The sequence below is a fragment of the Ilumatobacteraceae bacterium genome, from assembly GCA_033344875.1.
In the GTDB taxonomy this organism is placed as follows: Bacteria; Actinomycetota; Acidimicrobiia; order Acidimicrobiales; family Ilumatobacteraceae; genus Ilumatobacter.
The window spans coordinates 1,511,973-1,536,161 of sequence record JAWPMO010000001.1 but is presented as its reverse complement, the minus strand read 5'-3'; the positions used below and the strand labels follow the sequence as shown (position 1 = coordinate 1,536,161).

General features: G+C 68.3%; 22 protein-coding genes. 10 read left to right on the top strand and 12 right to left on the bottom strand.

From position 1 onward, the window contains the following. The first annotated feature begins 108 nt into the window (after window positions 1–108). Window positions 109–987 carry an aldo/keto reductase gene (locus R8G01_07275; protein MDW3213778.1) on the top strand — a complete coding sequence of 293 codons (879 nt, stop codon included), beginning with the start codon at window positions 109–111 and terminating at the stop codon, window positions 985–987. Window positions 988–1,017: 30 nt separating this feature from the next. Here the strand turns inward: R8G01_07275 and R8G01_07270 are convergent, their stop codons facing one another. Then, window positions 1,018–2,022 carry a hypothetical protein gene (locus R8G01_07270; GenBank protein MDW3213777.1) on the bottom strand — a complete coding sequence of 335 codons (1,005 nt, stop codon included), beginning with the start codon at window positions 2,020–2,022 and terminating at the stop codon, window positions 1,018–1,020. Between the two features lie 78 nt (window positions 2,023–2,100). On the opposite strand from R8G01_07270, the gene R8G01_07265 reads away from it, so the two are divergent. Beyond that, the gene (locus R8G01_07265; protein MDW3213776.1) at window positions 2,101–5,760 is read left to right on the top strand and encodes a multifunctional oxoglutarate decarboxylase/oxoglutarate dehydrogenase thiamine pyrophosphate-binding subunit/dihydrolipoyllysine-residue succinyltransferase subunit; all 3,660 of its coding nucleotides are present in this window, start codon (window positions 2,101–2,103) and stop codon (window positions 5,758–5,760) included. A 6-nt stretch (window positions 5,761–5,766) separates the two neighbouring features. On the opposite strand, the gene R8G01_07260 is transcribed toward R8G01_07265, so the two are convergent. The 5 genes from R8G01_07260 to R8G01_07240 all read right to left on the bottom strand — a co-directional run bounded on the left by R8G01_07260 (window position 5,767) and on the right by R8G01_07240 (window position 9,608). Then, the gene (locus R8G01_07260; protein MDW3213775.1) at window positions 5,767–6,675 is read right to left on the bottom strand and encodes a hypothetical protein; all 909 of its coding nucleotides are present in this window, start codon (window positions 6,673–6,675) and stop codon (window positions 5,767–5,769) included. Then, on the bottom strand, window positions 6,672–7,601 hold the full coding sequence (gene ligD, locus R8G01_07255) for a non-homologous end-joining DNA ligase (GenBank protein ID MDW3213774.1): 930 nt from the start codon (window positions 7,599–7,601) through the stop codon (window positions 6,672–6,674). The genes R8G01_07260 and ligD overlap by 4 nt, the downstream gene beginning before the upstream one ends. Beyond that, the gene (locus tag R8G01_07250) at window positions 7,588–8,196 is read right to left on the bottom strand and encodes a DNA polymerase ligase N-terminal domain-containing protein (protein MDW3213773.1); all 609 of its coding nucleotides are present in this window, start codon (window positions 8,194–8,196) and stop codon (window positions 7,588–7,590) included. Before R8G01_07250 ends, ligD begins: the two co-directional genes overlap by 14 nt. Continuing rightward, window positions 8,193–8,855 (bottom strand): hypothetical protein, encoded by a 663-nt coding sequence (locus tag R8G01_07245; GenBank protein ID MDW3213772.1) that lies wholly within the window; start codon window positions 8,853–8,855, stop codon window positions 8,193–8,195. Before R8G01_07245 ends, R8G01_07250 begins: the two co-directional genes overlap by 4 nt. 102 nt (window positions 8,856–8,957) lie before the next feature. Further along, window positions 8,958–9,608 (bottom strand): HAD-IA family hydrolase, encoded by a 651-nt coding sequence (locus R8G01_07240; GenBank protein ID MDW3213771.1) that lies wholly within the window; start codon window positions 9,606–9,608, stop codon window positions 8,958–8,960. 66 nt (window positions 9,609–9,674) lie between these two features. On the opposite strand from R8G01_07240, the gene R8G01_07235 reads away from it, so the two are divergent. Both R8G01_07235 and R8G01_07230 read left to right on the top strand, forming a co-directional pair. Next, on the top strand, window positions 9,675–11,117 hold the full coding sequence (locus R8G01_07235) for a histone H1-like repetitive region-containing protein (GenBank protein MDW3213770.1): 1,443 nt from the start codon (window positions 9,675–9,677) through the stop codon (window positions 11,115–11,117). Next, the gene (locus tag R8G01_07230) at window positions 11,117–11,893 is read left to right on the top strand and encodes an exodeoxyribonuclease III (GenBank protein ID MDW3213769.1); all 777 of its coding nucleotides are present in this window, start codon (window positions 11,117–11,119) and stop codon (window positions 11,891–11,893) included. The genes R8G01_07235 and R8G01_07230 overlap by 1 nt, the downstream gene beginning before the upstream one ends. On the opposite strand, the gene R8G01_07225 is transcribed toward R8G01_07230, so the two are convergent. After that, window positions 11,883–13,757 (bottom strand): ATP-dependent DNA helicase UvrD2, encoded by a 1,875-nt coding sequence (locus R8G01_07225; GenBank protein MDW3213768.1) that lies wholly within the window; start codon window positions 13,755–13,757, stop codon window positions 11,883–11,885. The two genes, R8G01_07230 and R8G01_07225, sit on opposite strands and share 11 nt — an antisense overlap. A gap of 23 nt (window positions 13,758–13,780) precedes the next feature. Here R8G01_07225 and R8G01_07220 point away from each other — a divergent pair, with 23 nt between their 5' ends. The 6 genes from R8G01_07220 to R8G01_07195 all read left to right on the top strand — a co-directional run bounded on the left by R8G01_07220 (window position 13,781) and on the right by R8G01_07195 (window position 18,660). Then, window positions 13,781–14,398, top strand: a complete 618-nt coding sequence (locus R8G01_07220; protein MDW3213767.1) for a PH domain-containing protein — start codon at window positions 13,781–13,783, stop codon at window positions 14,396–14,398. A 43-nt stretch (window positions 14,399–14,441) separates the two neighbouring features. Next, window positions 14,442–15,344: an alpha/beta hydrolase gene (locus R8G01_07215; GenBank protein MDW3213766.1), complete on the top strand. Its 903-nt coding sequence runs from the start codon at window positions 14,442–14,444 to the stop codon at window positions 15,342–15,344. Beyond that, on the top strand, window positions 15,341–16,501 hold the full coding sequence (locus R8G01_07210; GenBank protein ID MDW3213765.1) for a CaiB/BaiF CoA-transferase family protein: 1,161 nt from the start codon (window positions 15,341–15,343) through the stop codon (window positions 16,499–16,501). The genes R8G01_07215 and R8G01_07210 overlap by 4 nt, the downstream gene beginning before the upstream one ends. Before the next feature lie 72 nt (window positions 16,502–16,573). Beyond that, window positions 16,574–17,431, top strand: a complete 858-nt coding sequence (locus tag R8G01_07205) for a PIG-L family deacetylase (GenBank protein ID MDW3213764.1) — start codon at window positions 16,574–16,576, stop codon at window positions 17,429–17,431. An 88-nt stretch (window positions 17,432–17,519) separates the two neighbouring features. Then, window positions 17,520–18,284 carry a hypothetical protein gene (locus R8G01_07200; protein MDW3213763.1) on the top strand — a complete coding sequence of 255 codons (765 nt, stop codon included), beginning with the start codon at window positions 17,520–17,522 and terminating at the stop codon, window positions 18,282–18,284. A 10-nt stretch (window positions 18,285–18,294) separates the two neighbouring features. Further along, the gene (locus tag R8G01_07195; GenBank protein MDW3213762.1) at window positions 18,295–18,660 is read left to right on the top strand and encodes a hypothetical protein; all 366 of its coding nucleotides are present in this window, start codon (window positions 18,295–18,297) and stop codon (window positions 18,658–18,660) included. A 118-nt stretch (window positions 18,661–18,778) separates the two neighbouring features. On the opposite strand, the gene R8G01_07190 is transcribed toward R8G01_07195, so the two are convergent. The 5 genes from R8G01_07190 to R8G01_07170 form a co-directional block, all read right to left on the bottom strand. Beyond that, entirely contained in the window at window positions 18,779–20,569 is a 1,791-nt protein-coding gene (locus R8G01_07190) for a phosphoenolpyruvate carboxykinase (GTP) (protein ID MDW3213761.1), read from the bottom strand. Between the two features lie 275 nt (window positions 20,570–20,844). After that, window positions 20,845–21,069, bottom strand: coding sequence for a hypothetical protein (locus R8G01_07185; protein ID MDW3213760.1), 225 nt, complete (start codon window positions 21,067–21,069; stop codon window positions 20,845–20,847). Beyond that, the gene (rpmB, locus tag R8G01_07180) at window positions 21,069–21,260 is read right to left on the bottom strand and encodes a 50S ribosomal protein L28 (protein ID MDW3213759.1); all 192 of its coding nucleotides are present in this window, start codon (window positions 21,258–21,260) and stop codon (window positions 21,069–21,071) included. The genes R8G01_07185 and rpmB overlap by 1 nt, the downstream gene beginning before the upstream one ends. A gap of 171 nt (window positions 21,261–21,431) precedes the next feature. Then, window positions 21,432–23,789, bottom strand: coding sequence for a DEAD/DEAH box helicase (locus tag R8G01_07175; protein ID MDW3213758.1), 2,358 nt, complete (start codon window positions 23,787–23,789; stop codon window positions 21,432–21,434). An 82-nt stretch (window positions 23,790–23,871) separates the two neighbouring features. Then, on the bottom strand, window positions 23,872–24,069 hold the full coding sequence (locus R8G01_07170; GenBank protein ID MDW3213757.1) for a hypothetical protein: 198 nt from the start codon (window positions 24,067–24,069) through the stop codon (window positions 23,872–23,874). Window positions 24,070–24,189 lie beyond the last annotated feature (120 nt).

Genomic DNA, 24,189 nt, shown 5'->3' with positions numbered 1-24,189 from the left:
CATTAAGGTGAATGTCCCCGCGAATCCACCCCCGAATGTCAAGAATTTCGCTTCAAGTAGCGAACGTACTACGAAGAGTGGTGATAACGCGGTGGTACGGTGCGGAGCGTGATCCCCACCACGCCGTTCGGCCGCACCGGCCACTCGTCGACCCGTGTCATCTTCGGCGCAGCGGCGCTCGGCGCCATGAGCCAGCAGCGCGCCGACGCGACGCTCGAGATCGTGGATCGCGCCGGCATCAATCATCTCGACACCGCGGCGTCGTACGGCGATTCCGAGTTGCGGCTGGCACCGTTCCTCTCCGACCATCGCGACCGGTTCTTCCTCGCCACCAAGACCGGTGCCCGATCGGGCAGCGACGCCCGGGCCGAACTCGAGCGCTCGCTCGAGCGTCTCGGCGTCGACCACGTCGACTTGATCCAACTCCACAACCTGGTCGAAGCCGACGAATGGGCTGCTGCATTCGCGCCCGACGGCGCGGTCGACGCGCTGGCGGCCGCCCGCGACGAAGGCCTGACCCGAGGCATCGGGGTGACGGGCCACGGCCTGCGCATCGCCGGGATGCACGCACGGAGCCTCGCCGAGTTCGACTTCGACAGTGTGCTCCTTCCCTACAACTTCTCGCTGATGCAGAGCGACGCGTATCGGTCCGACGTCGGGTCGCTCCGAACGATGTGCGCCGAGCGCAACGTCGCCGTGCAGACCATCAAGGCGATCGCTCGCGGCCGCTGGGCGCGGCCGGACCAGCCGCACTTCAGCTGGTACGAACCGCTCACCGACGCCGACGCGGTCGATCGGGCGGTTCGCTACGTACTGGGCAACGACGACCTGTTCCTCAACACGAGCAGCGACGCTCGGCTGCTCCCGCTCGCGATCGCTGCCGCCGAGGGGGAGTTGCGTGTGCCGTCCGACGACGAGATGCGTGCCGACGCCGAGCGCTACGCGATCACCCCGCTGTTCGCCGAGGGTGCTCTCGAACGGATCTGACGCTCCGTCGGACGTCGCCGGGACCGGCGTTCAGCCGTCGCCGACGGTGCCGTCGGTGATCTCGATCGTGTTGCCCAACAGGTCGTCGGCCGGGTCGATCGGGGCGAACGGCTGATCGCTGTAGGCGAGCCGCTGCCACGACCAGTTCGTGCCGGCGTCGTCGACGCCGACCAGGACGTCGTCGTCGTCGAGCGTGATCGTGACCAGGAGCCCGCGAACCGACTGGACGCCGGGGATCGCCCGCTGCTCGAACTGCGAGTACTGCAGCGGGAAGTCGTCTTCGAACGAGCGGGTGTCGAGGCGGAGTTCGTACTGACGCACCTCGTCGTCGGTGCCGATCTCGGTGCGGTCGAGGAGATCCACGTACCCACGCCGCAGCTGTGAGGTGAGGATGTCGTCGGCGCTGTCGTCGTCGGCGAGGTATGCGACGGCCGTCGTCACGTCGGTCACGATCTGTTCGCCGCCGACGGGCCGCTCCCAGTTGCCGGCCCCGACGCGCATGTAGACGGTGGCGCCGTCGGGGCTGACGACCTGGATCCCGGCCTGCGAACCGGTGCCGCGACCGATGAACTCGAATGCCTTGGTCGCCGCGTCGAGCGTGAGGGTGCCGTCGAGTTGCGGCGCCGGCGCGGTCGAACGCAGTTCGAAGCTGGTCGACCGGATCTCGGGCAGGTCGACGCCCTGCGCCGGGAGCCGGTCACGGTCGAGGAAGTCCTGGACGAGCCGTGCGGCGAAGAACAGGCCGATCCCGGCGGCGGCGAGGAACGCCAGGCCGATCACCCCGCGGGCGAGCCGGCGATACCACGGGTTCGCCCGCCGATGCACGCTGCGGAACCGGTCCTGGTCGCTGCGGTACCACGTGTCGCCGCCCCGGGTGGGTGTGGCGACCGTCGCCATCATCGACGGTGGAGCGGTCACCTCGGACCGGGGGAGGACCGGACCGGCGGGTTCGGTCGGCGGGGGTGCGATCGGTGTGTCGTCACTCGGTGGGGAGGTGAGGTCGTCTCCCGAGTGGTCGTCTTGGCCCGCTTGCATCCGCACATGCTGCCAGATCGGAGGAGTCTTGGCGCTGTTTCGGGTGGTGGAGGGGGAGGCGGGATACCATCGGAACCGATGGCTGCATCAGACTCCAACGGCTCGGGATTCGGGGCCAACTCCTGGCTCGTCGAGGAAATGTACGAGCAATACCGTGCCGACCCCGACTCGGTGGGCGACTCCTGGCAGGAGTTCTTCGAGGACTACCGGTCGGTGAGCGCCCCGGCGCACTCACAACAGACGACCACGGCTCCACCCGCCGATGAGGCGCCGGCGGCCGACGCCCCTGCCTCGGAGACGGCCGCCGCGCCGGCACCTGCACCCGCTGCGGCACCCGCCCCGGAGGCGACGCCGAAGGCCAAGGCCGAACCCGCCGACGAGCCGGGCGAGCCGATCAAGGGTGTCGGCGCCGCGATCGTGCGCAACATGACGGCCAGCCTCGAGGTGCCGACCGCCACCAGCTTCCGGAACATCCCGGCCAAGTTGCTCGAGGTCAACCGCAGGGTGATCAACGGCTACCGCGCCCGCTCGGGCCTCGGCAAGGTCAGCTTCACCCACCTGATCGGCTATGCGATCATCCGGTCGATCTCCGAGTCCGTCCCGAACATGAAGAACGGCTTCGCGACCGGCTCCGACGGCAAGCCGCGCGTCGTCCGCAACGAGCACGTCAACATGGGCCTCGCGGTCGACGTCGACAACGGCGACGGCACCCGCAGCCTGATCGTCCCCGTGCTGAAGAACGCCGATCAACTCGACTTCAACGGGTTCCTCGCCGCGTACGAGGAGATCATCCGCAAGGTCAAGAACAACAAGCTCACCATCGACGACTACGCCGGTGCGAACGTCACGCTGACCAACCCCGGAACCATCGGCACCGTCCAGTCGGTACCGCGGCTGATGCCCGGTCAGGGCGTCATCGTCGGGGTCGGCAGCATCGACTACCCGGCCGAGTTCGAAGGCGCCGACCGTCGCAACCTGTCGGCGATGGGCGTGTCGAAGGTGATCACGATCACCTCGACCTACGACCACCGCATCATCCAGGGCGCCGAGTCCGGGCTCTTCCTGAAGCGGATGCACGAGCTGCTGCTCGGTGAGCACGGCTTCTACGAAGACATCTTCACCGACCTCGACATGCCGTACGAGGCGGTCAAATGGCGTCCCGACCTCAACCCGCTCGATCGTGAAGAGGCGATGCTGGCCAAGCAGATGGCCGTCGCGAAGCTGATCCGCGTCCACCGCGTGCGCGGTCACCTCATCGCCGACCTCGACCCGCTCCACTGGAAGCAACCGCACATGCCGGTCGAGCTCGACCCGGCCACCTACGGCCTCACCATCTGGGACCTCGACCGTGAGTTCCTCACCGACGACGTCGGCGGAACCCACAAGCTGACGCTCGGCGATCTGCTCGGCGTCCTGCGCGATGCGTACTGCCGCACCATCGGTGTGGAGTACATGCACATCCAGAACACCGAAGAGCAGAAGTGGATCCAGGAGCACGTCGAGGTCAAGCCGCCACCCTTCGCCAAGGCGCAGAAGGACCGCATCCTCGAGCGCCTCAACGCCGCCGAGGCCTTCGAGAAGTTCCTCGCCACCAAGTACGTCGGGACCAAGCGGTTCGGCATCGAGGGTGCCGAGTCGGCGATCCCGATCCTCGACGAGATCCTGTCCGGCGCCGCCGACGAGGGCCTCGAGGGCGCGGTGCTCGGCATGGCGCATCGCGGCCGACTCAACGTGCTGTCCAACATCATGGGCAAGAGCTACGAGGCGATCTTCTCCGAGTTCGAGGGCCACGTCGACCCCAACACCGTCCAGGGCTCCGGCGACGTCAAGTACCACCTGGGCGCCTCCGGCAAGTACGAGAGCCCGACCGGCGCCGACATCCCGATCGAACTCGCGGCCAACCCGAGCCATCTCGAGACCGTCGATCCGATCGTCATGGGCATGGTCAGGGCCCGACAGGACCAGATCGAGCCGATCGGTGCGTTCTCGGTCCTCCCGCTGCTGATCCACGGCGACGCGGCGTTCGCCGGCCAGGGCGTCGTCGCCGAGTGCCTCGCGATGAGCGACATCGCGGGCTACCGGGTCGGTGGCACGATCCACCTGATCATCAACAACCAGATCGGTTTCACCACGGCACCGGAGATGAGCCGCTCGTCGCTGTACTGCTCCGACGTCGCCAAGACCGTGCAGGCGCCGATCTTCCATGTCAACGGCGACGATCCCGAGGCGTGCGTTCGGGTCGCCCGGCTCGCCTGGGAGTACCGCCAGAAGTTCCACAAGGACGTCGTGATCGACATGGTGTGCTACCGCCGCCACGGTCACAACGAGGGCGACGACCCGAGCTACACGCAGCCGCTGATGTACCAGGCGATCGCCGAGCGACGCAGCGTGCGCAAGCTCTACGTCGAGACGCTGGTCAAGCGCGGTGACATCACCGTCGACGAGGCCGAGCAGGCGCTGAGCGACTTCCAGAGCAAGCTCCAGGTCGCGCTCGAGGAGACCCGCTCGAAGGCGTCCGAGGTCCACAAGGTGCCGCCGCCGCCCAAACCGGCCGGCGTGCTGCCGCACATCCAGACCGGCGTCGACCGCGACACGCTCGAACGCATCTTCGCGCAGCTCACGGCGTACCCCGACGGGTTCACGCCGCACCCGAAGCTGGCGAAACAGTTCGAGCTGCGCAACCAGCAGTTCGACGCCGACCACGATCTCGACTGGGCGACGGCCGAGTCGCTCGCGATCGGTTCGCTGATCCTCGAGGGCCATCCGGTCCGGCTCTCCGGCGAAGACTCCCGGCGCGGGACGTTCAGCCAGCGCCACGCCGCCCTGGTCGACTTCGAGACCGGAGTCCCCTGGATCCCCCTCGCCGGGCTCGAGGGTGCCGAGGCGAACTACTGGGTCTACGACTCCCTGCTCAGCGAATACGCGGCGCTCGGCTACGAGTACGGCTATGCCCACTCCAACACCGAAGCGCTCGTCATGTGGGAAGCGCAGTTCGGCGACTTCATCAACGGCGCACAGGTCATCATCGACCAGTACATCGTCGCCGCCGAAGACAAGTGGGGCCAGCGCAATGGCGTCGTGCTGCTCCTCCCGCACGGTTACGAGGGGCAGGGGCCCGAGCACTCGTCGGCCCGGATCGAACGTTTCCTCACGCTCGCGGCCGAAGACAACATGCAGGTGTGCAACGCCACGACGGCGGCGCAGTACTTCCACCTGCTCCGTCGCCAGGTGCACAGCGAGCGGCACACGCCGCTGATCCTCTTCACTCCCAAGCAGGGCTTGCGCATGAAGCAGACCCGCTCCCACATCGACGAGCTCACCACGGGCTCGTTCGAAGAGGTGCTCGACGACCCGAACGTCGCCGATCCCGCCGCCGTCGAGCGGGTGGTGTTCTGCTCCGGCAAGGTGGCGTGGGATGCGATGGCGGCTCGCGACGAACGCGATGCCCCGGTCGCGATCGTTCGTGTCGAGCAGCTCTACCCGTTGCCGACGACCGAGATGCTCCGCGTCGTCCAGGAGCAGTACCCGAACGCCAAGGAACTGCGTTGGTTGCAGGAGGAGCCGGCCAACATGGGCGCCTGGAACTTCATCGAGCACCACGTCTGGCGGGTCAAGGACCTCGGCTACGACCTGCGGCACATCGCACGGCACGAGTCCGGTAGCCCGGCGACCGGTTCCAAGGCCGTTCACGACCAGGAGCTCGCCGAGCTCATGGACAAGACCTTCGAGGGCCACTGAGCCCGCTCACGCACGGTCGTCGAGCATCGCGACCGCGTCGGCGATCGTCGTCGACGGTCTCGCCGCATCGGCCCACGGGTCGGGCTTCTGGGCGAGTCGGCGGAACACGTTCGTCAGGGTGATCCGACGCGGGTGGAACGAGGTGGCCAAGGCCTCGTCCCAGTCGAGTGGCGCGGCGATCGGTGCGCCGGCGATCGGTCGCAGCGAGTAGGGCGCCACGGCGTGGCTCGCAGGACCGTTGCGGAAGATGTCGAGGAACAACCGGCCCCGCCGCTGGTTCTTGCGGAACTCCAGCGTGAACTCGCCGCGCTCGCTCACGAGTTCGGCGACGCTCCGGGCGAACCCGCTCGTGAGATCGAAATCGACGGCGCCCTCGTCGATTACGTCGACCACGATGTGGAGCCCACGCGATCCCGACGACTTGACGCGCGGCGCGAGGCCGAGGCCGTCGAGCAGGGATCGCAACTCGGCGGCAGCGGCACGCACCGGATCGAGGTCGTCGCTCGACGGGTCGAGGTCGAAGATCACCTCGAGGGGCCGAGACGGTGCCGCCGCCGTGGCGAGCAGTGTGTGGAACACGATGGCGCCCTGGTTGGCGAAGTACGTGAGCCCGGCGGCGTCGTCGATGACCGGGTAGCGGGTGACGCCGCCGTCGGCGGTGTCGATCTCGATCCGCTCGATCCAGTCGGGCACGTGGTCGGGGGTGTTCTTCTGGTAGAAGCCGAACTCCTCGATGCCGTCGGGGAACCGCTGGATCACGAGTGGCCGCCCGGCGATGTGGGGCAGCATCCGATCGGCGATTCGCTCGTAGTAGTCGACGACGTCGCCCTTCGTGATCGGGTCGTCGCCGGGGAAGTAGATCTTGTCGAGGTGTGACAGCGACAGATCGCGACCGGCGACGGTGCGGCGGCTCACGGTGCGGCTCCCGGGCGTTCGCGGACCACGTCCCGGGCCGGCTTGTCGTCGCGCAGGCCGAGGAACCGCGGGTGACGGAGCCGACCGGCGGCCGTCCACTCGGTGAACCCGACCTCGCACACCAGGTCGGGCGAGACCCAGTGGACATCCCGTCCGTCCGGTGCGTCGTCGAACGGCGACGACGCCTGCTCTCGCGACGTCAGCAACGAGGTGAGGCGCTCGAGCGTGCCGTCGTCGAACCCCGTGCCGACACGTCCGGCGAACCGGAGCGAACCCTCGGCGTGGTAGCCGACGAGGAGCGCCCCGAAACCGGTGCGTGAGCCCCTGGGGTCGGTGAAGCCGCCGATCACGAGTTCCTGTCGGGCGATGCACTTCAGTTTCAGCCAGTCGCGGCTGCGCCCGGAGCGGTAGGTCCCGTCGGCACGCTTGGCGATCAGTCCTTCCCACCCCTTTCGGCAGGCCTCGGCGAGCCAGGAGGTTCCGACCCCGTCGCCGCCGTTGCGGTGTCGGCAGAAGCGGATCGGGTCCTCGGAGTCGATCGTGTCCCGCAGGCGCGTCTTGCGATCCCGGAGCGGCAACGATCGGAGGTCGGCGTCGCCGAGTCGCAATGCGTCGAACACGTAGAGGAACCGTCGCCCTTCGCCCGTTTGGAGTCGGGCGAAACTGGTGACGTCGCCGTCGAACGCGACGACCTCGCCGTCGAGGACGAAGCGGTGACAGGTCTGGGAGTGCGCCGCGGCGACGATCTCGGGATAGTGATCGGTCCGGTCCTTGTGGTTGCGCGACCAGAGCCGGACCCGGTCGCCGTCGCGGACGACGATCAGCCGGATGCCGTCGAGTTTGCGTTCGAAGATCCACTCGGGTCCGTCGACCGGTGCGTCGACGAGGGTGGCGAGCGTCGGTGCGACGAAGTCAGGATCGCTCATCGTCGGCCATCAGTTCGGCGACCTGCTCGACGGTGTAGCCGCTGAGCACGGACTCGGGTTGGGTCGACGTGGGCCGCCGGCGGGCGTCGGCACCGTCGTCGTCACGCTTGATCAGCAACCACTGTCCCTCGTCGGGTCGGAACCGTTGCAGGGTGTAGCCGCCGGAGAGCTTCTGCCCGGTCAGCCAGAAGGTGAGGTGTCCGCGTTCGATCGCGTCGCCGACGGACAGGGGCTCGCCGTCGTCGTCGGTGGTCAGGTGCTCCCAGGTGCCGACGTCCCACACGATGACGGCGCCCCCGCCGTACTCGCCGGCGGGGATGGTGCCCTCGAAGTCGATGTAGTCGAGTGGATGGTCCTCGGTGCGCACGGCGAGTCGTTTGTCGCTCGGATCGGTCGACGGGCCCTTCGGTACCGCCCACGAGAGCAGCACGCCGTCGTCTTCGAGTCGGAAGTCGTAGTGCTCGCTCGACGCGTCATGGTGTTGGATCACGAACCTCGGCGGACCGTCGGCCGACGGTACCGATGCGGATCCGCTGGGTTCGTCCGTGCGATCGAAGTCGCGCTTCGAGCGGTAGTCGTCGAGTCGACCGTTCATCGCCGCCCCGCCGCGTCGAGGATCGCGTCGCCGTCGGAGGCGAGACCTGACCGGACGACGGCGGCGACGAGGCGCCCGAACGTGCGCACGTCCGGAACCGTACGCCGCAGGCCGGTGGCCGTCGAGGGGAGACCGAGGCGGCCGGCCGTCTCCAAGGTGCGGTCGTCGACGTAGGGGTCGAGTTCGTCCCACAGCACCTGGACCTCACGCAGGAACACGTGCGCGCCCACGGCGCCGATCCCCGTGAACTCGGTGAGGAGGCGGTGTTCGGTGGACGGATCGCGCCCGGCCTCGTCACGGAGGCGACGGAGGTCGCCGTCGTAACGATCCGTGAGCCGGGCGGTCGTACGTTCGAGGTACCGCGACGTGCTCTCGTCGTACCGGGCGTATCCCGCTCGGTTCAGGACACGCGTGCGCTGTTCCCAGCTGGAGTCGAGCATCGACGACGGCGTCGTCCAGCCGGCATCGGCGAGCGCACGGGTCGCGTCGGTCGCGATGTCGGACGAGATCCGAGCGCTGATCAGCAGCGACATCACCAGGAGTCGGAAGAGCGGTGCCGGCGTGTTCCGGTCGAGACGGATGCCGGCCTGGGAGGCGTAGGTGCGGCCGTGACGGCTCAGGAGCACCTCGACGACCTGCTCGGTCGGGGGCTGGGACATGGAGACCTCCTGCGGGTCGCGAACCGGACGGCTGTGCCGGAGCCGTACCCGTTCGCCGACCTCCTCATGCACGTCCGAGCGGCGGTGGGGTCGTCGCCGATGTCAGCGGAGATCGATGCCGAGCACCTGTTCGAGGTCGGTGATCGCCTGGTCGGCGGCGAGCACCTTGATCGTCGTCATGCCCATCGCCCTGGCGGGTTTCAGGTTGATGCCGAGGTCGTCGAGGAACACGCATTCGGCCGGCTCGACGCCGGCGAGGTCGCAGGCGATCTCGTAGAAGCGTGGCTCGGGCTTGCGGCAACCGACCTTGCTCGACTCGACGATGTGGTCGAACCGGTCCATGACGGCGTCGACCTCCGGTCGATCGGCGCTGCCATCGCCGCTGCGAACGTTGTTGGTGAGGCAGGCGGTCAGGTACCCGGCTTCGATCACCCGGTCGAGCGCGGTCACCATCTCGTCCCGGACACCGCCGCTCAGCATGGCGAGGACATCGCGTCCCGGAACGCGATGGCCGAGCGCTTCGGATTCGGCGGCGAACAGCCCGTCGAACGTGGCGGCATCGACCTCGTGGCGCTCGATCAACGCCCAGGCGTTGGTGTGTGGATTCCGCGCGTTGACCGACCGGATGAAGTCGGTCGGGAGGTCGTGTTCGGCCTCGTACCTGTTGAACGCGTCGAAGGGGCTCGACAGGATCACTCCGCCGAAGTCCCAGAAGACGGCGCGGATCGTTGTCGTCGCTTCCGTGGGGGGCATGGTTCGACACCCTACGATGGACGACTGGCGTCGCCCTCTGCGAGCCTGAATCGAGAAACAACACACATGCCCAAACATCAGCAACCTCAACTCTTCGTGGTCGACGGATCCAACATCGCCACCGAGGGTCGCTCCCAGCCCAGCCTCGAACAGCTCAACGAAGCGGTTCTGGCCTTCATGGACGAGCACCCCGGCGTCGAGATCACCGTGGTCGTCGACGCCACGTTCGGACACCGAATCGCGAAGAAGGAGACCAAGGCGTTCGACGAAGCCGTGGCCAACAACGAGTTGGTGACGCCGCCCGCCGGCGCCATCGGTCGCGGTGACGCGTTCGTCCTGTCGATCGCCAACAAGGCCAAGGCCGGCGTGCTCTCCAACGACTCGTTCCAAGAGTTCCACGGCGAGTACGACTGGCTCTTCGACGAAGGACGCCTGATCGGCGGCAAGCCGGTCCCGCACGTCGGGTGGGTGTTCGTGGCCCGTACCCCCGTGCGCGGCCCCAAGAGTCGTCAGGCGGTCAAGGACGCCAAGGCCGACCACACCGAAGCCAAGCAGAAGGCGAATCGCCGGGTGCGCGCCAAGGCCGCCGACGAGGAGACCGCCGACGAACCAGCAGACGACTCGGCGAGCTCGTCGTCCCGTGAGGGCTCGAAGCGGTCGTCGGGCCGCGGTCGACGCAAGCGTTCGGAGGCTCCGGTCGAGGCGTCGGCAGCGTCGACCTCGTCCGATGCAGGGTCGACCGGTGGCTCGGCGCCGTCGCGCGACCAGGTCAACGACCTCATGCCGTTCCTCGAGTTCGTCGAGAACCACCCGGTCGGCACGAGCTGCACGGCTCAAGTCGAGAGCTACGCGTCGCACGGTGCGTACGCCCGCACCGGCGACGTGCTGATCTACATCCCGCTGCGGTTGATGGACGATCCGGCACCGCGCAGCGCGCGCTCGGCGCTGAACATCGGCGACGCGGTCGCCGTCGTGATCGTCGGCTTCACGCCTGATCGGCGCAGCATCGACGCTGCGCTCCCACACATGGCGTCCGAGCACGTGTCGGACTCCGAGCCCGCCACCGGTTCCGGCGATGCCGCCGACACGACCGAGCGGCCGAAGCGCCCCACCAAGAAGACGGCCGCCAAGAAGACCGCAGCGAAGAAGACGGCTGCCAAGAAGTCCCCGGCGAAGAAGACGGCTGCCAAGAAGACCGCTGCCAAGAAGACCGCGGCGAAGCAGACGGCTGCTGCCGAGGGGGCCCCCGCCGAGCAGACGGCGGCGAAGAAGACGCCCGCCAAGAAGACACCGGCGAAGAAGACCCCGGCCAAGAAGACGGCGGCCAAGAAGACCCCGGCCAAGAAGACGGCCGCCAAGAAGGCGCCGGCCAAGCAGACCGCTGCGAAGAAGACAGCCGCCAAGAAAGCTCCGGCGACGAAGGCTCCGGCCAAGAAGACGGCCGCCAAGAAAGCTCCGGCCAAGAAGACGACCGCCAAGAAGGCGCCGGCCAAGAAGACCTCCGACTGATGCGCGTCGTCACCTGGAACGTCAATTCGCTCCGAGCCCGCCTCGAACGTGTCGAGGAGTGGATCGCCGAGGTGCAGCCAGACGTGCTGTGCCTCCAGGAGACCAAGCTCGCCGACGACGCGTTCCCCGCGCTGGCGTTCGAGTCGCTCGGCTACGAGACGGCGCACTACGGGCAGGGTCAGTGGAACGGCGTGGCGATCCTCTCGAAGGTCGGTCTCGACGATGTCGTCACCAACTTCGCCGACGGCATCGAACCCGACCCCGACGCCCGGATCATCACCGCCACCTGTGGTGGCGTGCGTGTCTCGTGCTGCTACGTGCCGAACGGGCGCGCTCTCGACGACCCGCACTACGCCTACAAGCTGAGCTGGCTCGACCGCCTGCTCGACCACCTCGGCCGCGACACCGACCCGGGCGACGACGTCATCGTCACCGGTGACTTCAACATCGCACCCGAGGACCGTGACGTGCACGACATCGCCAAGATGCAGAACGCGACCCACGTCAGCGCACCGGAGCGCGAGCGACTCGCCGCGCTCGAGGCGTGGGGTCTCACCGATCTGTTCCGACAGCAACATCCCGACGCCGACAAGGTCTTCTCGTGGTGGGACTACCGGGGCGGCGACTTCCATCAGGGGCGCGGTCTACGGATCGACCTCGTGCTCGGTTCGGCGAGCGTGGCCGAGCGGTGCGAGTGGAGCGCGGTCGACCGGAACGCGCGCAAGGGCAAGAGCCCGAGCGATCACGCACCCGTGATGGTCGACCTCACGAACTGATCGACACGTCCGACAACGCCGCGTCGATGCGGTCGAACAGCCGTCGTGACGTGAGCGCGCCGAGCCCCGTCAACTCGTCGAGTTCGTCGGCCGACGCCGGTCGCCGCTCGGCGATCAGGCCGAGCATCTGATCGGTACAGATCGCGTCGGGCAGGATGCCGGCGGCGCGGGCCGTGGCGTCGCGCCACTCGTGTAGGCGTTCGAGCGTCATCGCCCGGTCGGAGCGGGTCATGCCGACCAACGACTCGGGAGGCGGGAGCAGCGCCGGTGCTTCGCTCGCGAACCCGTCGAGGAACGGCGTCAGTTTGCGCTGGTAGCCGTGTCGGCGTGCCGCCCAGTTGACCGTGAGCTGATCGGTCGCCCTGGTCAGCGCCACGTAGAGCAACCGAGCCTCCTCGGCCTTGTCGGCCTTGGTGGTGGCCGAGCGATGCGGGACCAGGCTGCTCTCGCAGCCGACCAGGTACACGGTGTGCCACTCGCGACCCTTCGCTGCGTGGAACGTCAGCAACTCGACGCCCGGGGCGTCGCGGCCGAACGGGTCGTTCGACAGCACCCAGGTGCGAAAGGCGGTGCCGTCACCGGTCGGGTGCTCGCGGAGGAAATCGAGTGCCGCCTGGGCGACCTCGCGTCCGGGGTCGTCGTCGGCCTCGGCCGCGTCGACCTGATCGAACGCCCAGCGCCGGAGCCGGTTGTTGTCGTTCATGCGGTAGGCCTCGGTCATGAACGGTGTCAGGAGTGACCCGGCGCCGTCGACCGTACGACGAGTGGTCACGCCGGCCTCGGCGAGCGCCGCCCTCGTGGGAGCGAGTGCTGCGTGGGTGCGTGCGAGCACGGCGACACGAGCGGTGCGAGCCAGCGTCGGGTCGAGCCGGGAGATCGCGGACGCGATCCACTTGGCCTCGGCGGTGTCGTCGTCGTGTCGAACGACCGTGACCGTGTCGCCGTCGGGGCGGGCGGATTCGATGGTCGACTGGTGTTCGTCGGATCGGAGTGCCTGTGCGCCGATCTGGACGATCTGGGGTGTGCACCGGTGGTTGACCGGCAGGCGGATGACTTCGACACCGGGGAACCGGACGGACACGTCGCGCAGGATCGTCGGATCGGAGCCGTTGAAGCCGTAGATCGCCTGGGCGGGGTCGCCGACCAGGAAGAGGTCGTCGACGCCCTGCCGGAGCAGGTCGACGAGGCGGTACTGGAGCGGGTTGAGGTCCTGTGCCTCGTCGACGAGCACGTGTCGGAACCGCCAGCGGGTCGCCGCCGCGAACTCGGCGTCGGATTCGAGGCCGTCGATCGTGAGCTGCAGCAGGTCGTCGAGATCGACCACCCCCCGGCTGCGCTTCTCCCGGGGATACGCCGCGAGGGCTTCGGCGACGCGCCCCGCATCGACGGCGGACCGGCGTTCGCCGTGACGGACCGCCGACTCGTAGGCCGACGCGTCGATGCCGCGCGCCGTCGCCCAGTCGAGTTCGGCGACCAACTCGTCGAGGTCGAGCGGGCCCATGATGTCGCCGACGATCCGCTTCCGGTCGGTGATGATCGTCCGTGGCGTCTGGTCGAGATCGAGCCACCGTTGCCGGAGCAGCTGCTGGGCGACCGAGTGGAACGTGCCCGCCGTGACCCGCTCGGTGAGGCCGAGACGGGGCAGCCGTCGTCGGAGTTCGCCGGCGGCCTCGCGCGTGAAGGTGAGGACGACCGTGTGCGCGAGATCGGCGGTGCCGGACGCCACCCGGTAGGCGACGCGACGGGTCAGCACGCGGGTCTTGCCCGAGCCGGCCCCGGCGATCACGGCCACCAGTTCCGACTCGGTGGTGACCGCGCGCCGCTGGTCGGCGTCGAGGTCAGCCAACACTGCGTCCGGGTCCACCCCGCCACGGTACTGTTCATCTCATGCCATACCCGAAGAAGCTGCTCAACGACTACGAGACCGTGGCGCTCGACCTCCATCCCCACTGGTGGTACTTCGCCGAGCCGGTGCTCGCGCTCGTCGGGTCGATCGTGTTCGGCATCGTCGTGCGCGTGCTCCTCGACGGTGGCGACGCCGAGAAGGTCCTGACGTGGGTGGCGATCGTGCTGATCATCGGATCGGCGATCTGGTTGGCGCTCCGCTACGCCAAGTGGGCCAACACGAACTTCGTGATCACCAGCGACCGCATCATCTTCCGCAGTGGCGTCGTCGCCAAGAACGGCATCGAGATCCCGCTCGAGCGCGTCAACAACGTCCTGTTCAACCAGAGCGTGTTCGAGCGGGTGTTGGGAGCCGGCGACCTCCTCATCGAGTCGGGGGGCGAGGCGGGACAGCAGCGCTTCACCGACGTGCGGCGACCCGAGCGGGTGCAGAACCTGATCCACGCCCAGATGGAGGTCAACGAGTCGCGTCGATTCGGTGGGGCTGCGGCGGGGACCGATGTGGCAACACAGCTCGAGAAGCTCGAGGGGCTGCTCGAGCGCGGCACGCTCTCGCAAGAGGAATTCGACGCGCAGAAGCGGCGTCTGCTCGACGGCTGAGTCCCATTCCTCACCCGGCGGCATCGCGTGTCACACTCGTGCGATGAGTCGAGCCACACTGCCGTCCGGAATCGAGCTGGAGTACGACACCTTCGGGTCGCCCGACGACCCGGCACTCCTGTTGGTGATGGGGTTCACCGCGCAGATGACGGCGTGGTCGCCGGCGTTCTGCGAGCGGTTGGCGAGCGGCGGACGTCATGTGATCCGCTTCGACAACCGGGATTGCGGTCTGTCGAGCAAGCTCGACGGCGTCGAGGTCGACGGTGGGGCCGTGATGCTGGCCGCGATGAGCGGCGCCGAGCTGCCGGCGGTGCCGTACACCCTGTCCGACATGGCCGCCGACGGCATCGGTCTGCTCGACCATCTCGGCATCGACCGGGCGCACGTGGCCGGGGCCTCGATGGGCGGCATGATCGTGCAGACGATGGCGATCGAGCACCCCGCCCGGTTGCTGTCGGTCACGTCGATCATGTCGACGGTGGGCGACCCGGCGTACGGTGCAGCGTCACCCGAGGCCATGGAGGTGCTGCTGCGTCCGCCTGCGGCCGACCGCGACGCGATCGTCGCCGGCGCCGCCGACTTCGCGGTGTGGTCGTCGAAGAAGTACTTCGATGCCGACCTGGCCCGTGAACTCGCCGCCGCCAACTACGACCGCTCGTTCTATCCGGAGGGGGCGCCCCGACAGCTCGCGGCGATCTTCGCAAGCGGTGATCGGTCCGAGTCCCTCGCCCAGGTCGACCTGCCGTTCCTCGTCGTCCACGGGCTCGACGATCGGCTCATCGATCCGAGCGGCGGGCAGCGCACGGCCGACCTCGTGCCGGGCGCGCACCTGCTGCTGGTGTCCGACATGGGCCACGATCTCCCCGAACCGCTGTGGCCGTTGGTGACCGCTGCGATCATCGGTGTCGGTGACATCGCGTCGGCCGACGTGGCGGTGTCGGCGTGAGCGGCCCACTGTCCGGCTACCGGATCATCGAGATCGCAGGGATCGGCCCCGGACCGTTCGCCGCGATGCTCCTGGCCGACATGGGTGCCGAGGTCATCCGCGTCGAGCGCACCGGCGCCGTGCGCGGCCCGACGCCCGACACAGCGCATCCCGACGTCCTCCGGCGCGGTCGCCGCAACATCGCGATCGACCTCAAGCATCCCGACGGTGTCGCGACCCTGCTCGATCTCGTCGAGCGGGCCGACGCGCTGATCGAGGGATTCCGCCCCGGCGTCATGGAACGACTGGGCGTCGGGCCCGACGTGTGTCTCGACCGCAACCCGAAGCTGGTGTTCGGTCGCATGACGGGGTGGGGGCAGGAGGGTCCCTACGCGCCGGCGGCCGGCCACGACATCAACTACATCGCGCTCGCCGGTGCCCTGGCTCACTTCGGCCGAGCCGATCAGCCACCCACCCCACCGATGAACATGGTCGGCGACTTCGGCGGCGGCGGCATGTTCCTGGCGTTCGGGGTCGTGTGCGCGCTGCTCGAAGCGGGCCGGAGCGGCGAGGGACAGGTCGTCGACACGGCGATGGTCGATGGCACCGCCACCCTGATGTCGATGTTCTGGACGATGAGCCAGACCGGGCTCCACGACGCGTCGCAACGCGGCGTCAACCTGCTCGACACCGGTGCCCACTTCTACGACGTGTACGAGTGCGCCGACGGCGAATACGTGTCGATCGGCTCGATCGAGCCGCAGTTCTACGCCGAGTTGCTGCGCCTGACCGGGCTCGGTGACGATCCTGAGTTCGCCGAGCAGATGGACCGCTCCCGCTGGCCGGCGCTCAAGGAGCGATTGGGCGAGACCTTCCGGACGAAGACCCGCGACGAGTGGTGCGACATCATGGAGCACACCGACGTGTGCTTCGCCCCGGTGCTCCGGATGGACGAGGCGGCGAAGCACCCGCACAACGTGGAGCGTGGCACCTTCGTCGAGGTCGGGGGCATGACCCAGCCGGCACCGGCACCGCGGTTCAGTCGTACCCCTGCCACGATCGACCGGGCGCCGGCCCACGACGGCCAGCACACCTGCGAGGTGCTCGCCGACTGGGGGTTCGACCCCGAACGCATCGACGCGCTGGTCGACGCCGGCGCCGTCAAGCAGGCCGAGTGAGTTCGCAGCGGCGCCCGACATCAGCCACGGCCTCGTGACCGGTCTCGGCACGGCTCCGACAGACTCGAGCGCATGACGACCGCTCTCTCCGGTGCTGCGAAGTGTGCCGTGTTCTTCCACGCCCATCCCGACGACGAGGCGATCGCCACCGGCGGCACGATGGCTCGTGCCCACGCCGAGGGGCATCGTGTCGTGTTGGTCGTGGCGACCGACGGCGCGCACGGCGAAGTTCCCGACGATCTGGCGGACGGCGAGAACCTGGCCGACCGGCGGCGCACCGAGACGGCAGGCTCTGCAGCGGCGCTGGGCATCGACCGCGTCGAGTTCCTCGGCTATCGCGACTCCGGTATGACCGGCTGGGAGGGCAACGGCGACCCCGACTCGTTCTGGCGGGCCGACCTCGACCTGGCCGCCGGTCGGCTCGCCGACATCCTCCGCGACGAAGGTGCCGACGTCGTGACGATCTATGACTGGCACGGTGGCTACGGGCACCCGGATCACATCCAGGTCCATCGCGTCGGCAAGCGTGCGGCCGAACTGGTGGCGGACGATCTCCCGGACCTGCGAGTGCTCGAGAGCACGATGAACCGCGACGAGATGCGGCGCGGTCTGGAGATGGCCGAGGCCATGGGCGCTGACTTCGGTCCAGAGGGTGACGACGGCGACACCTTCGATCCGGACGGTCCGATGGACGACGGCAACCCGATGGGGACGCCCGAGGCCGAGATCACGCTGTGTGTCGACGTCACCGGGTTCGTCGAGCACAAGCGGGCGGCTCTCACCGCACATCGCAGCCAGGTGAGTGATCAGAGCTTCTTCCTCCGGATGCCGACCGACATGTTCGCCCAGGCGTTCGGGCGCGAGTGGTTCATCGAACACGATCGGACTCCCGAACCGGCCGGGCCGCGCATCGGTTGGTTGTTCGACTGATCCGTCGGACGCCGGGCCGATCCGGTTCGTCCGGTGGGTGCACCCAACATGCGCGCGTTTCGTGGCATCGTCCACCACAATGTCTGGCATGCCCTCGTCCCCCCGTGTGCGCATCGCGGCGCTGATCGCGGTCTCGATGGTCGTCGTCACCGCCTGCAGCGGTCGCGACGACGGAACGAGCGCCTCGACGGTCCCGATCCCGACCTTCGACGTCACCACCACGGTTGCCACGACCACCGCGCCACCCTCGTCGACGGTGCCGACGACCGAGGGGGCCGCCGAGACGACGGTGCCGGAAACGGCGCCGACGACCGTGGCGACCACGGTGGCGCCCACCACGACCACCGAACCGGTCGCGGTGCAAGAACTGCTCCTGCGCGGCGACGGGATCGGGTCGGCCAGGTTCGGCGCCGCACCCGAGGGCGTCATCGAGTACGTCACGTCGATCCTCGGAGGCAACACGGGTGACACCGGGTGGGTCGATCCACTGACGTTCGCCGTGTGCGACGGCACCGTCGCCCGCCGCGTCGATTGGGGCGTGCTCTCGCTGCTGTTCAGCGACCTGTCCGACGTCGCCGACGGCCGACGCCACTTCATGGGGTACGAATACGGACGCGACGGCCAGGTCGGCGACGAACCGATCGGTCTCCGGACGGCCGGCGGGACGACGCTGGGCAGTCGGGTGGTCGACCTGCTCGCCGACTTCCCCGACGCCTCCGTCAACCCGGGCGAGGCCGACATCGACATCCCCGACAACTTCTACGTCAGCAACAACTTCTACGGACTGCTGACCGGCACCGACCCCGAAGACGTCGTGACCGTGATCTTCGGTGGCTTCGGCTGCGGCGCCTGAGCGGATGTCGATGAGCGGTCTCCACGACGCCCACGAGATCAACGGGTGGTTGCTGATCGGACTCAACGCACTCGCCGGCGTGTGGTGCCTCGCCGCCTACCGGTTCGCAGCCGTCCGCGGGCGTGCCGTCTGGATCTTCGTCGCGATCGCCCAGTTGACGGCGTTCACGCAGGCGGTGATCGGAGCGCTCCTGGCCAACCGTGACGGCGTCGAACTCGACGACATGCACGCTCTCTACGGCTTCTCGGCGATCATCGCCGTGGCGATCATGTACAGCTACCGGACGAGCCCGTTCCTGAAGGGCAAGGAGCTGTTGCTGTACGGCGGCGGGAGCCTGTTCGTGATGGGGCTCGGCCTCCGCAACCTCGTGCTCTGACCGCCGACCGGGAGACCCGCCCCGGCGCAGCGACCGTCGCAGCGGCACGACGAGGCGGGCCCACCAGCCGGCACCGCCGTCGGCGGTTCGGGCTCGGAGGGTGTCGCGAGGGCGGGCGTCAGCCGAGCTGGGCTTCGAGGGTGTCGACGGCCATCTGGAGCTGCGCCGGGAGCTTCTCGCCGAACGCGGCGTAGTGCTCACGGATCTGGGGGATCGCAGCTCGCCATCCGTCACCGTCGACCGCGAGGAGCGTCTCGAGGTCGGCCGGGTCGATGTCGAGTCCGTCGGTGTCGAGTGCGCCGGCGGCGGGCAGCCGCCCGATCGGGGTGTCGACGACCTCGCTGTCGCCCTGGACCCGCTCGAAGACCCATTTGAGCACGCGGCTGTTCTCACCGAACCCGGGCCAGAGGAACCGGCCGTCGTCGTCCCGACGGAACCAGTTCACGAAGAAGATCTTCGGCAGGTTGTTCGGGTCGGTCGCCTTGCCCATGGTGAGCCAGTGGGCGAAGTAGTCGGCGTAGTGGTAGCCGCAGAACGGCAGCATCGCCATCGGGTCGAACCGCAGCTCGCCCTTCGTTCCCTCCGCTGCCGCGGTCTTCTCGGACGCCATGATCGAGCCGAGGAACACGCCGTGTTCCCAGTCGAACGCCTCGGTCACCAGCGGCACCGTGGTGCGCCGGCGACCGCCGAAGAGGATCGCCGAGATCGGCACACCCTTGGGGTCCTCCCACTCGGCGCCGATCGACGGGCACTGCGAGGCGGGCGCCGTGAAGCGGGCGTTGGGATGCGCGGCCGGGCCGTCGGACTCGGGGGTCCACGGGTTGCCGAGCCAGTCGGTGGCGTGGGCCGGGGGAGTGTCGGTCATCTCCTCCCACCACACGTCGCCGTCGTCGGTGAGCGCGGTGTTCGTGTAGATGCAGTTGGCGTGGAGGGTCTCCATCGCGTTGTGGTTCGTCTGGTGTGAGGTGCCGGGGGCCACGCCGAAGAACCCGGCCTCGGGGTTGATCGCGTAGAGCCGGCCGTCGTCACCGAACTTCATCCAGCAGATGTCGTCGCCGATCGTCTCGGCGGTCCAGCCCGGGATCGTCGGCACGAGCATCGCCAGGTTCGTCTTGCCGCACGCCGACGGGAACGCGGCGGCGATGTACTTCGATTCGCCCTCGGGGTTGGTGAGCTTGAGGATCAGCATGTGCTCGGCGAGCCAACCGTCGTCGCGGGCCATGACGGAGGCGATCCGCAGCGCGAAGCACTTCTTGCCGAGCAGGGCGTTGCCGCCGTAGCCCGAGCCGTACGACATGATCTCGCGGGTCTCGGGGAAGTGGACGATGTACTTGTTCTCGGCGTCGCACGGCCACGGCACGTCCTGCTCACCGTCGGCGAGTGGCGCGCCGACCGAGTGCACACAACGAACCCATTCACCGTCGCCCAGCACATCGAGCGCGCCCTGGCCCATGCGGGTCATGATTCGCATGTTGGTCGCGACGTAGGCCGAGTCGGTGAGCTGGACACCGATGTGCGCGATCGGTGAACCGAGCGGACCCATCGAGAACGGGACCACGTACATCGTGCGGCCCTTCATGGCACCGGTGTAGAGACCGTTCAGCTCGGCGCGCATCTCCGCCGGGTCGCGCCAGTTGTTGTTGGGGCCGGCCTCTGCCTCGGTCGGCGAGCAGATGAAGGTGCGGCTCTCGACACGGGCGACGTCGCCGGGATCCGAGTGCGCCCAGTAGCTGTTGGGGCGTTTCGCCTCGTCGAGCTTCGTGAAGGTACCGGAGGCGACGAGTTCGGCGGCGAAGCGGTCGTACTCCTCGGCGCTGCCGTCGCACCAGTGGATCGCGTCGGGTTGCAGCACCTCGGCCCACTCGTCGACCCACTCTCGCAGGCGCTGATTCGTCGTCGTTCCGGCCATGTCGGGCCCTCCCTCATCGGTTGCCACTGATGCCAGTGTGACAAATCGGACGGGCGCGAGCACACCTCCACCGGGAGGACATGGGGCGAGTTTGTGCAGATGTGAATATCTGAAAAACAGATGGATTCCGGCTGAACTAACGGTGAAAGCGTTTGCAGCGGCTGGAGGCTCCCGATCCACCGGAAGGGTGACCGTGGCGGTGCGCCGCTACCGGTATCCCAGCCATGGGACGGAAACGGGCGTTCGAGCGGCCTGGCGGTTCGCCGGGCGCAGGCTCAGTGGGTCCCGGGGGTCCCCATGTCGATCTCGGAGCCGAGGCGGAGGTGGGTCGCCATCCCGGCATCGTCGAGATCGAACACGACGCGCTGACCCTGGCGAACCATCCGGAAGATGGAACCCTCGAGCGCGTCGCCGGCGAGGTCGTAGTCAGCGAGATCGGTATCGCACATGACGACGCCGAGACCCGATTCCGGGTCGAACGCTTTGACGACGCCCTGCATCAGCCAGCCTTGACGATCTTGCCGGCCTTGATGCAGCTGGTGCACACGTTGACGCGCTTGGTCGCGCCCTTGACCTGCGCACGAACACGCTGGATGTTCGGGTTCCAGCGACGCTTGGTCCGACGGTGCGAGTGCGACACCGACATGCCCCACGAGGGGCCCTTGCCACACACTTCACAAACCGATGCCATCTGATACTCCTGAAAGACGATCGTGGACGTAGTCCGTCCACACAGCCATCGAATGCTAACAGCGAAAGTGCGCCCGCCAACCGGCCCCATCACGAGTTGTGCCAGGAGCGTGAGCCGACAGGCGAACTGCGACCAGTCGTCACGGGGCGCCCTGGCACAACTCGCGATCGCTCAGTCGTTGTAGCGGCGGACCTTGGTGGCCTTGCCCCGGATCGTCGAGCCGTTCATGATCCCGATGACCCGGTCGGCGTCGCGTTCGGGGACGCCGACGACGCTGTAGTGGTCGGCGATCCTGATGGGGCCGATCTCACGGCCCTCGAGCCCTGACTCGTTCGCGATCGCACCGACGAGGTCGCCGGGGCGCATCCCGGCCGATCGGCCCATGGCGACGTACAGGTAGCCGGTGGGCTGCGCATTGTCGTTGCCGCGCTCGTCGAACGAACCGTTCTGGCCCTTGCCCCGATGCGGCTTCTTGTCCCGGTCGCGATGGCGCCCCTTGTCGCGCTTGGCGTCCTTTCGGTCGAAGCGGCGGGCGTCAGGGATCTCGAGGTCGTCGTCATCGGCGGCGCTGTCGTGAGCGAGCTTGATCGCAGCCAGTGCGATCGACCGGAGTTCGTGGCCCTCGTCGGTCAGTTCGTCGACGATCGAACCGAGTTCTTCGAGGTCGTCGGCTTCGAGCGCCTCACGGATCGAGTCGGTGGTGGCCGCCATGCGCCGGGCGCGGAGGTCGGCGACGGTCGGGACCGTCTCGATGCTGATCTGCTGCTTGGTGAGTCGCTCGATGTTGCCGAGCAGGCGTTGCTCGCGCGGCTCGGCGAGCGTGATCGCCACGCCCTCGCGTCCGGCGCGGCCGACGCGTCCGATGCGGTGCACGTAGCTCTCGGCCGCGGAGGGGACGTCGTAGTTGACGACATGGGTCAGCGTGTCGACGTCGAGGCCGCGGGCAGCGACGTCGGTGGCGATCAGGAGTTCCGCGGTGCCGTCACGCAGGCGACCCATCACCCGGTCGCGTTGCATCTGGTCCATGCCCCCGTGCAGGGCCTCGGCGCGGTAGCCCCGGCCGTTCATCGTGACGGTGAGCGTGTCGACTTCGCCGCGGGTGCGGCAGAACACGATCGCCGCGGTCGGTGATTCGACGTCGAGGATCCGGCCGAGCGCCGCCGCCTTGTGTGCCCGCTGCACCACGTACGCACGCTGGCGGATCAGGGCCTTGCCCGGCTTGCTGTCGCCCTTGCCGATCTGGATGCGGACCGGGTTGCGCTGGTAGCGCTTCGCGATCGCGTTGATGCGCGACGGCATCGTCGCCGAGAACAGCACCGTCTGACGCTCTTCCGGGGTGGCATCGAGGATGGTCTCGAGGTCGTCGGCGAAGCCCATGTCGAGCATCTCGTCGGCTTCGTCGAGCACGACGATGCGCACGTCGTCGAGGGGCAGTGAGCCGCGCCCGACGTGGTCGACCGCTCGGCCCGGCGTGGCGACGACGACGTCGACGCCACGGTCGAGCTGCTGGAGCTGGCGGTAGATCGGCTGGCCGCCGTAGATCGGGACGACCTTGACGCCGAGGTGCTTGCCGTACTTGAAGATCGCCTCGCTGACCTGCATCGCGAGCTCGCGAGTGGGGACCAGCACGAGCGCCGATGGTGCCTTGGAGCGCCCCCGGTTGGACTCGAGGAGGTTGAGGATCGGGAGCGCGAAGGCAGCGGTCTTGCCGGTGCCGGTCGCCGCCTGGCCGAGGAGATCGCCGCCGTCGAGCATCGGCGGGATGGCCGCAGCCTGGATCGGGGTCGGTTCCTCGTACCCGAGGTCGTCGAGCGCAGCGAGGATCTCGGCCCGCAGCCCGAGGTCGGCGAAGACCGGCCCGCTGTTCGCAGCGGGTTCGTCGGCCGGCTGCTGCTCTGCCGGCTGGTTGCCCGCCGGAGCATCGGTACTCGGTGCGTCGCTGCCCGTGGCATCGGTGCCCGTGGTGTCGGTGTCCATGGTGTCGGTGTCCGTGGTGTCGGTGTCCGTGGTGTCGGTGTCCGTGGTGTCGGTGCCCGAGGCGTGGTCGTGCGGCGCAGTCCCTGTATCGGTCACGTCGTCGTTGTCGTTGTCGTTGTCGTTGTCGTTGTCGTTGACGGCCTGGTGGGAGCTGTCGTCCGGCGCGGTCGCCGAGCCGGCCGAGGTATCGGTGGTGTCCATGTCGGTGTCGTCGGTGGCGGCGCTGGGGCTGGTGCCGCCGGGCGCGTTCTGAATCGACGGTGCGTCGATCCCGTTGTCGTGGCGGGCGGCGGCAGGGTCGGTGCGGTCGTCGTCGCCAGCGTGGCTGTCAGCGTTGTCATCGCTGGTGGCATGGACGGAGTGGTCGCCGTGGCTGTCTGGGTCGTCGTGGCTGTCTGGGTTGCTGACGCTGGTGTCGTCGGGTGTGTCGTGGTTCGCCGTGTCGTCGATCGCGTCGTGCTCGTTTGTCACGTCGGCGTTGTTGATCACGTCGTCGATGTCGTGGTGCTGGTCCCCGTCGGGGGCGTCGTGTTCGGGGGAGTGTTCCATCATGCTCTCGTTCTGTACCGGTCCCGGAAAACGGGAACGCACCACCCTACGGCGGAATCGGCGACAGACCGTCGAGCTCGGCGTGTCAGCGACGTCGGCCGCCGCCGAGCAGGCGTGCCGGGAGCATCACGGCCGCGCGCAGGAACTCGAGCACCCCCGAGACGGAGATGCCCACGATCCGGAAGGGGAGCAACACCACCCACGCAATCGGATAGGCGAGCAGTGCCAGCAGCGCCAGCGGCCAGGAGATGACGAGGAGGATGAGCCAGAGCACGATGGTCATGACGAGTCCGTTTCACAAGTGGCTGGGACGGTCTCCACGGTAGGGATCGGTCGGCGTCGCCGCAGCCCGGCCGCCCCCCGTCTCATGGTGGGGACAACCCGAAACCGAGCAGTTCGCGGC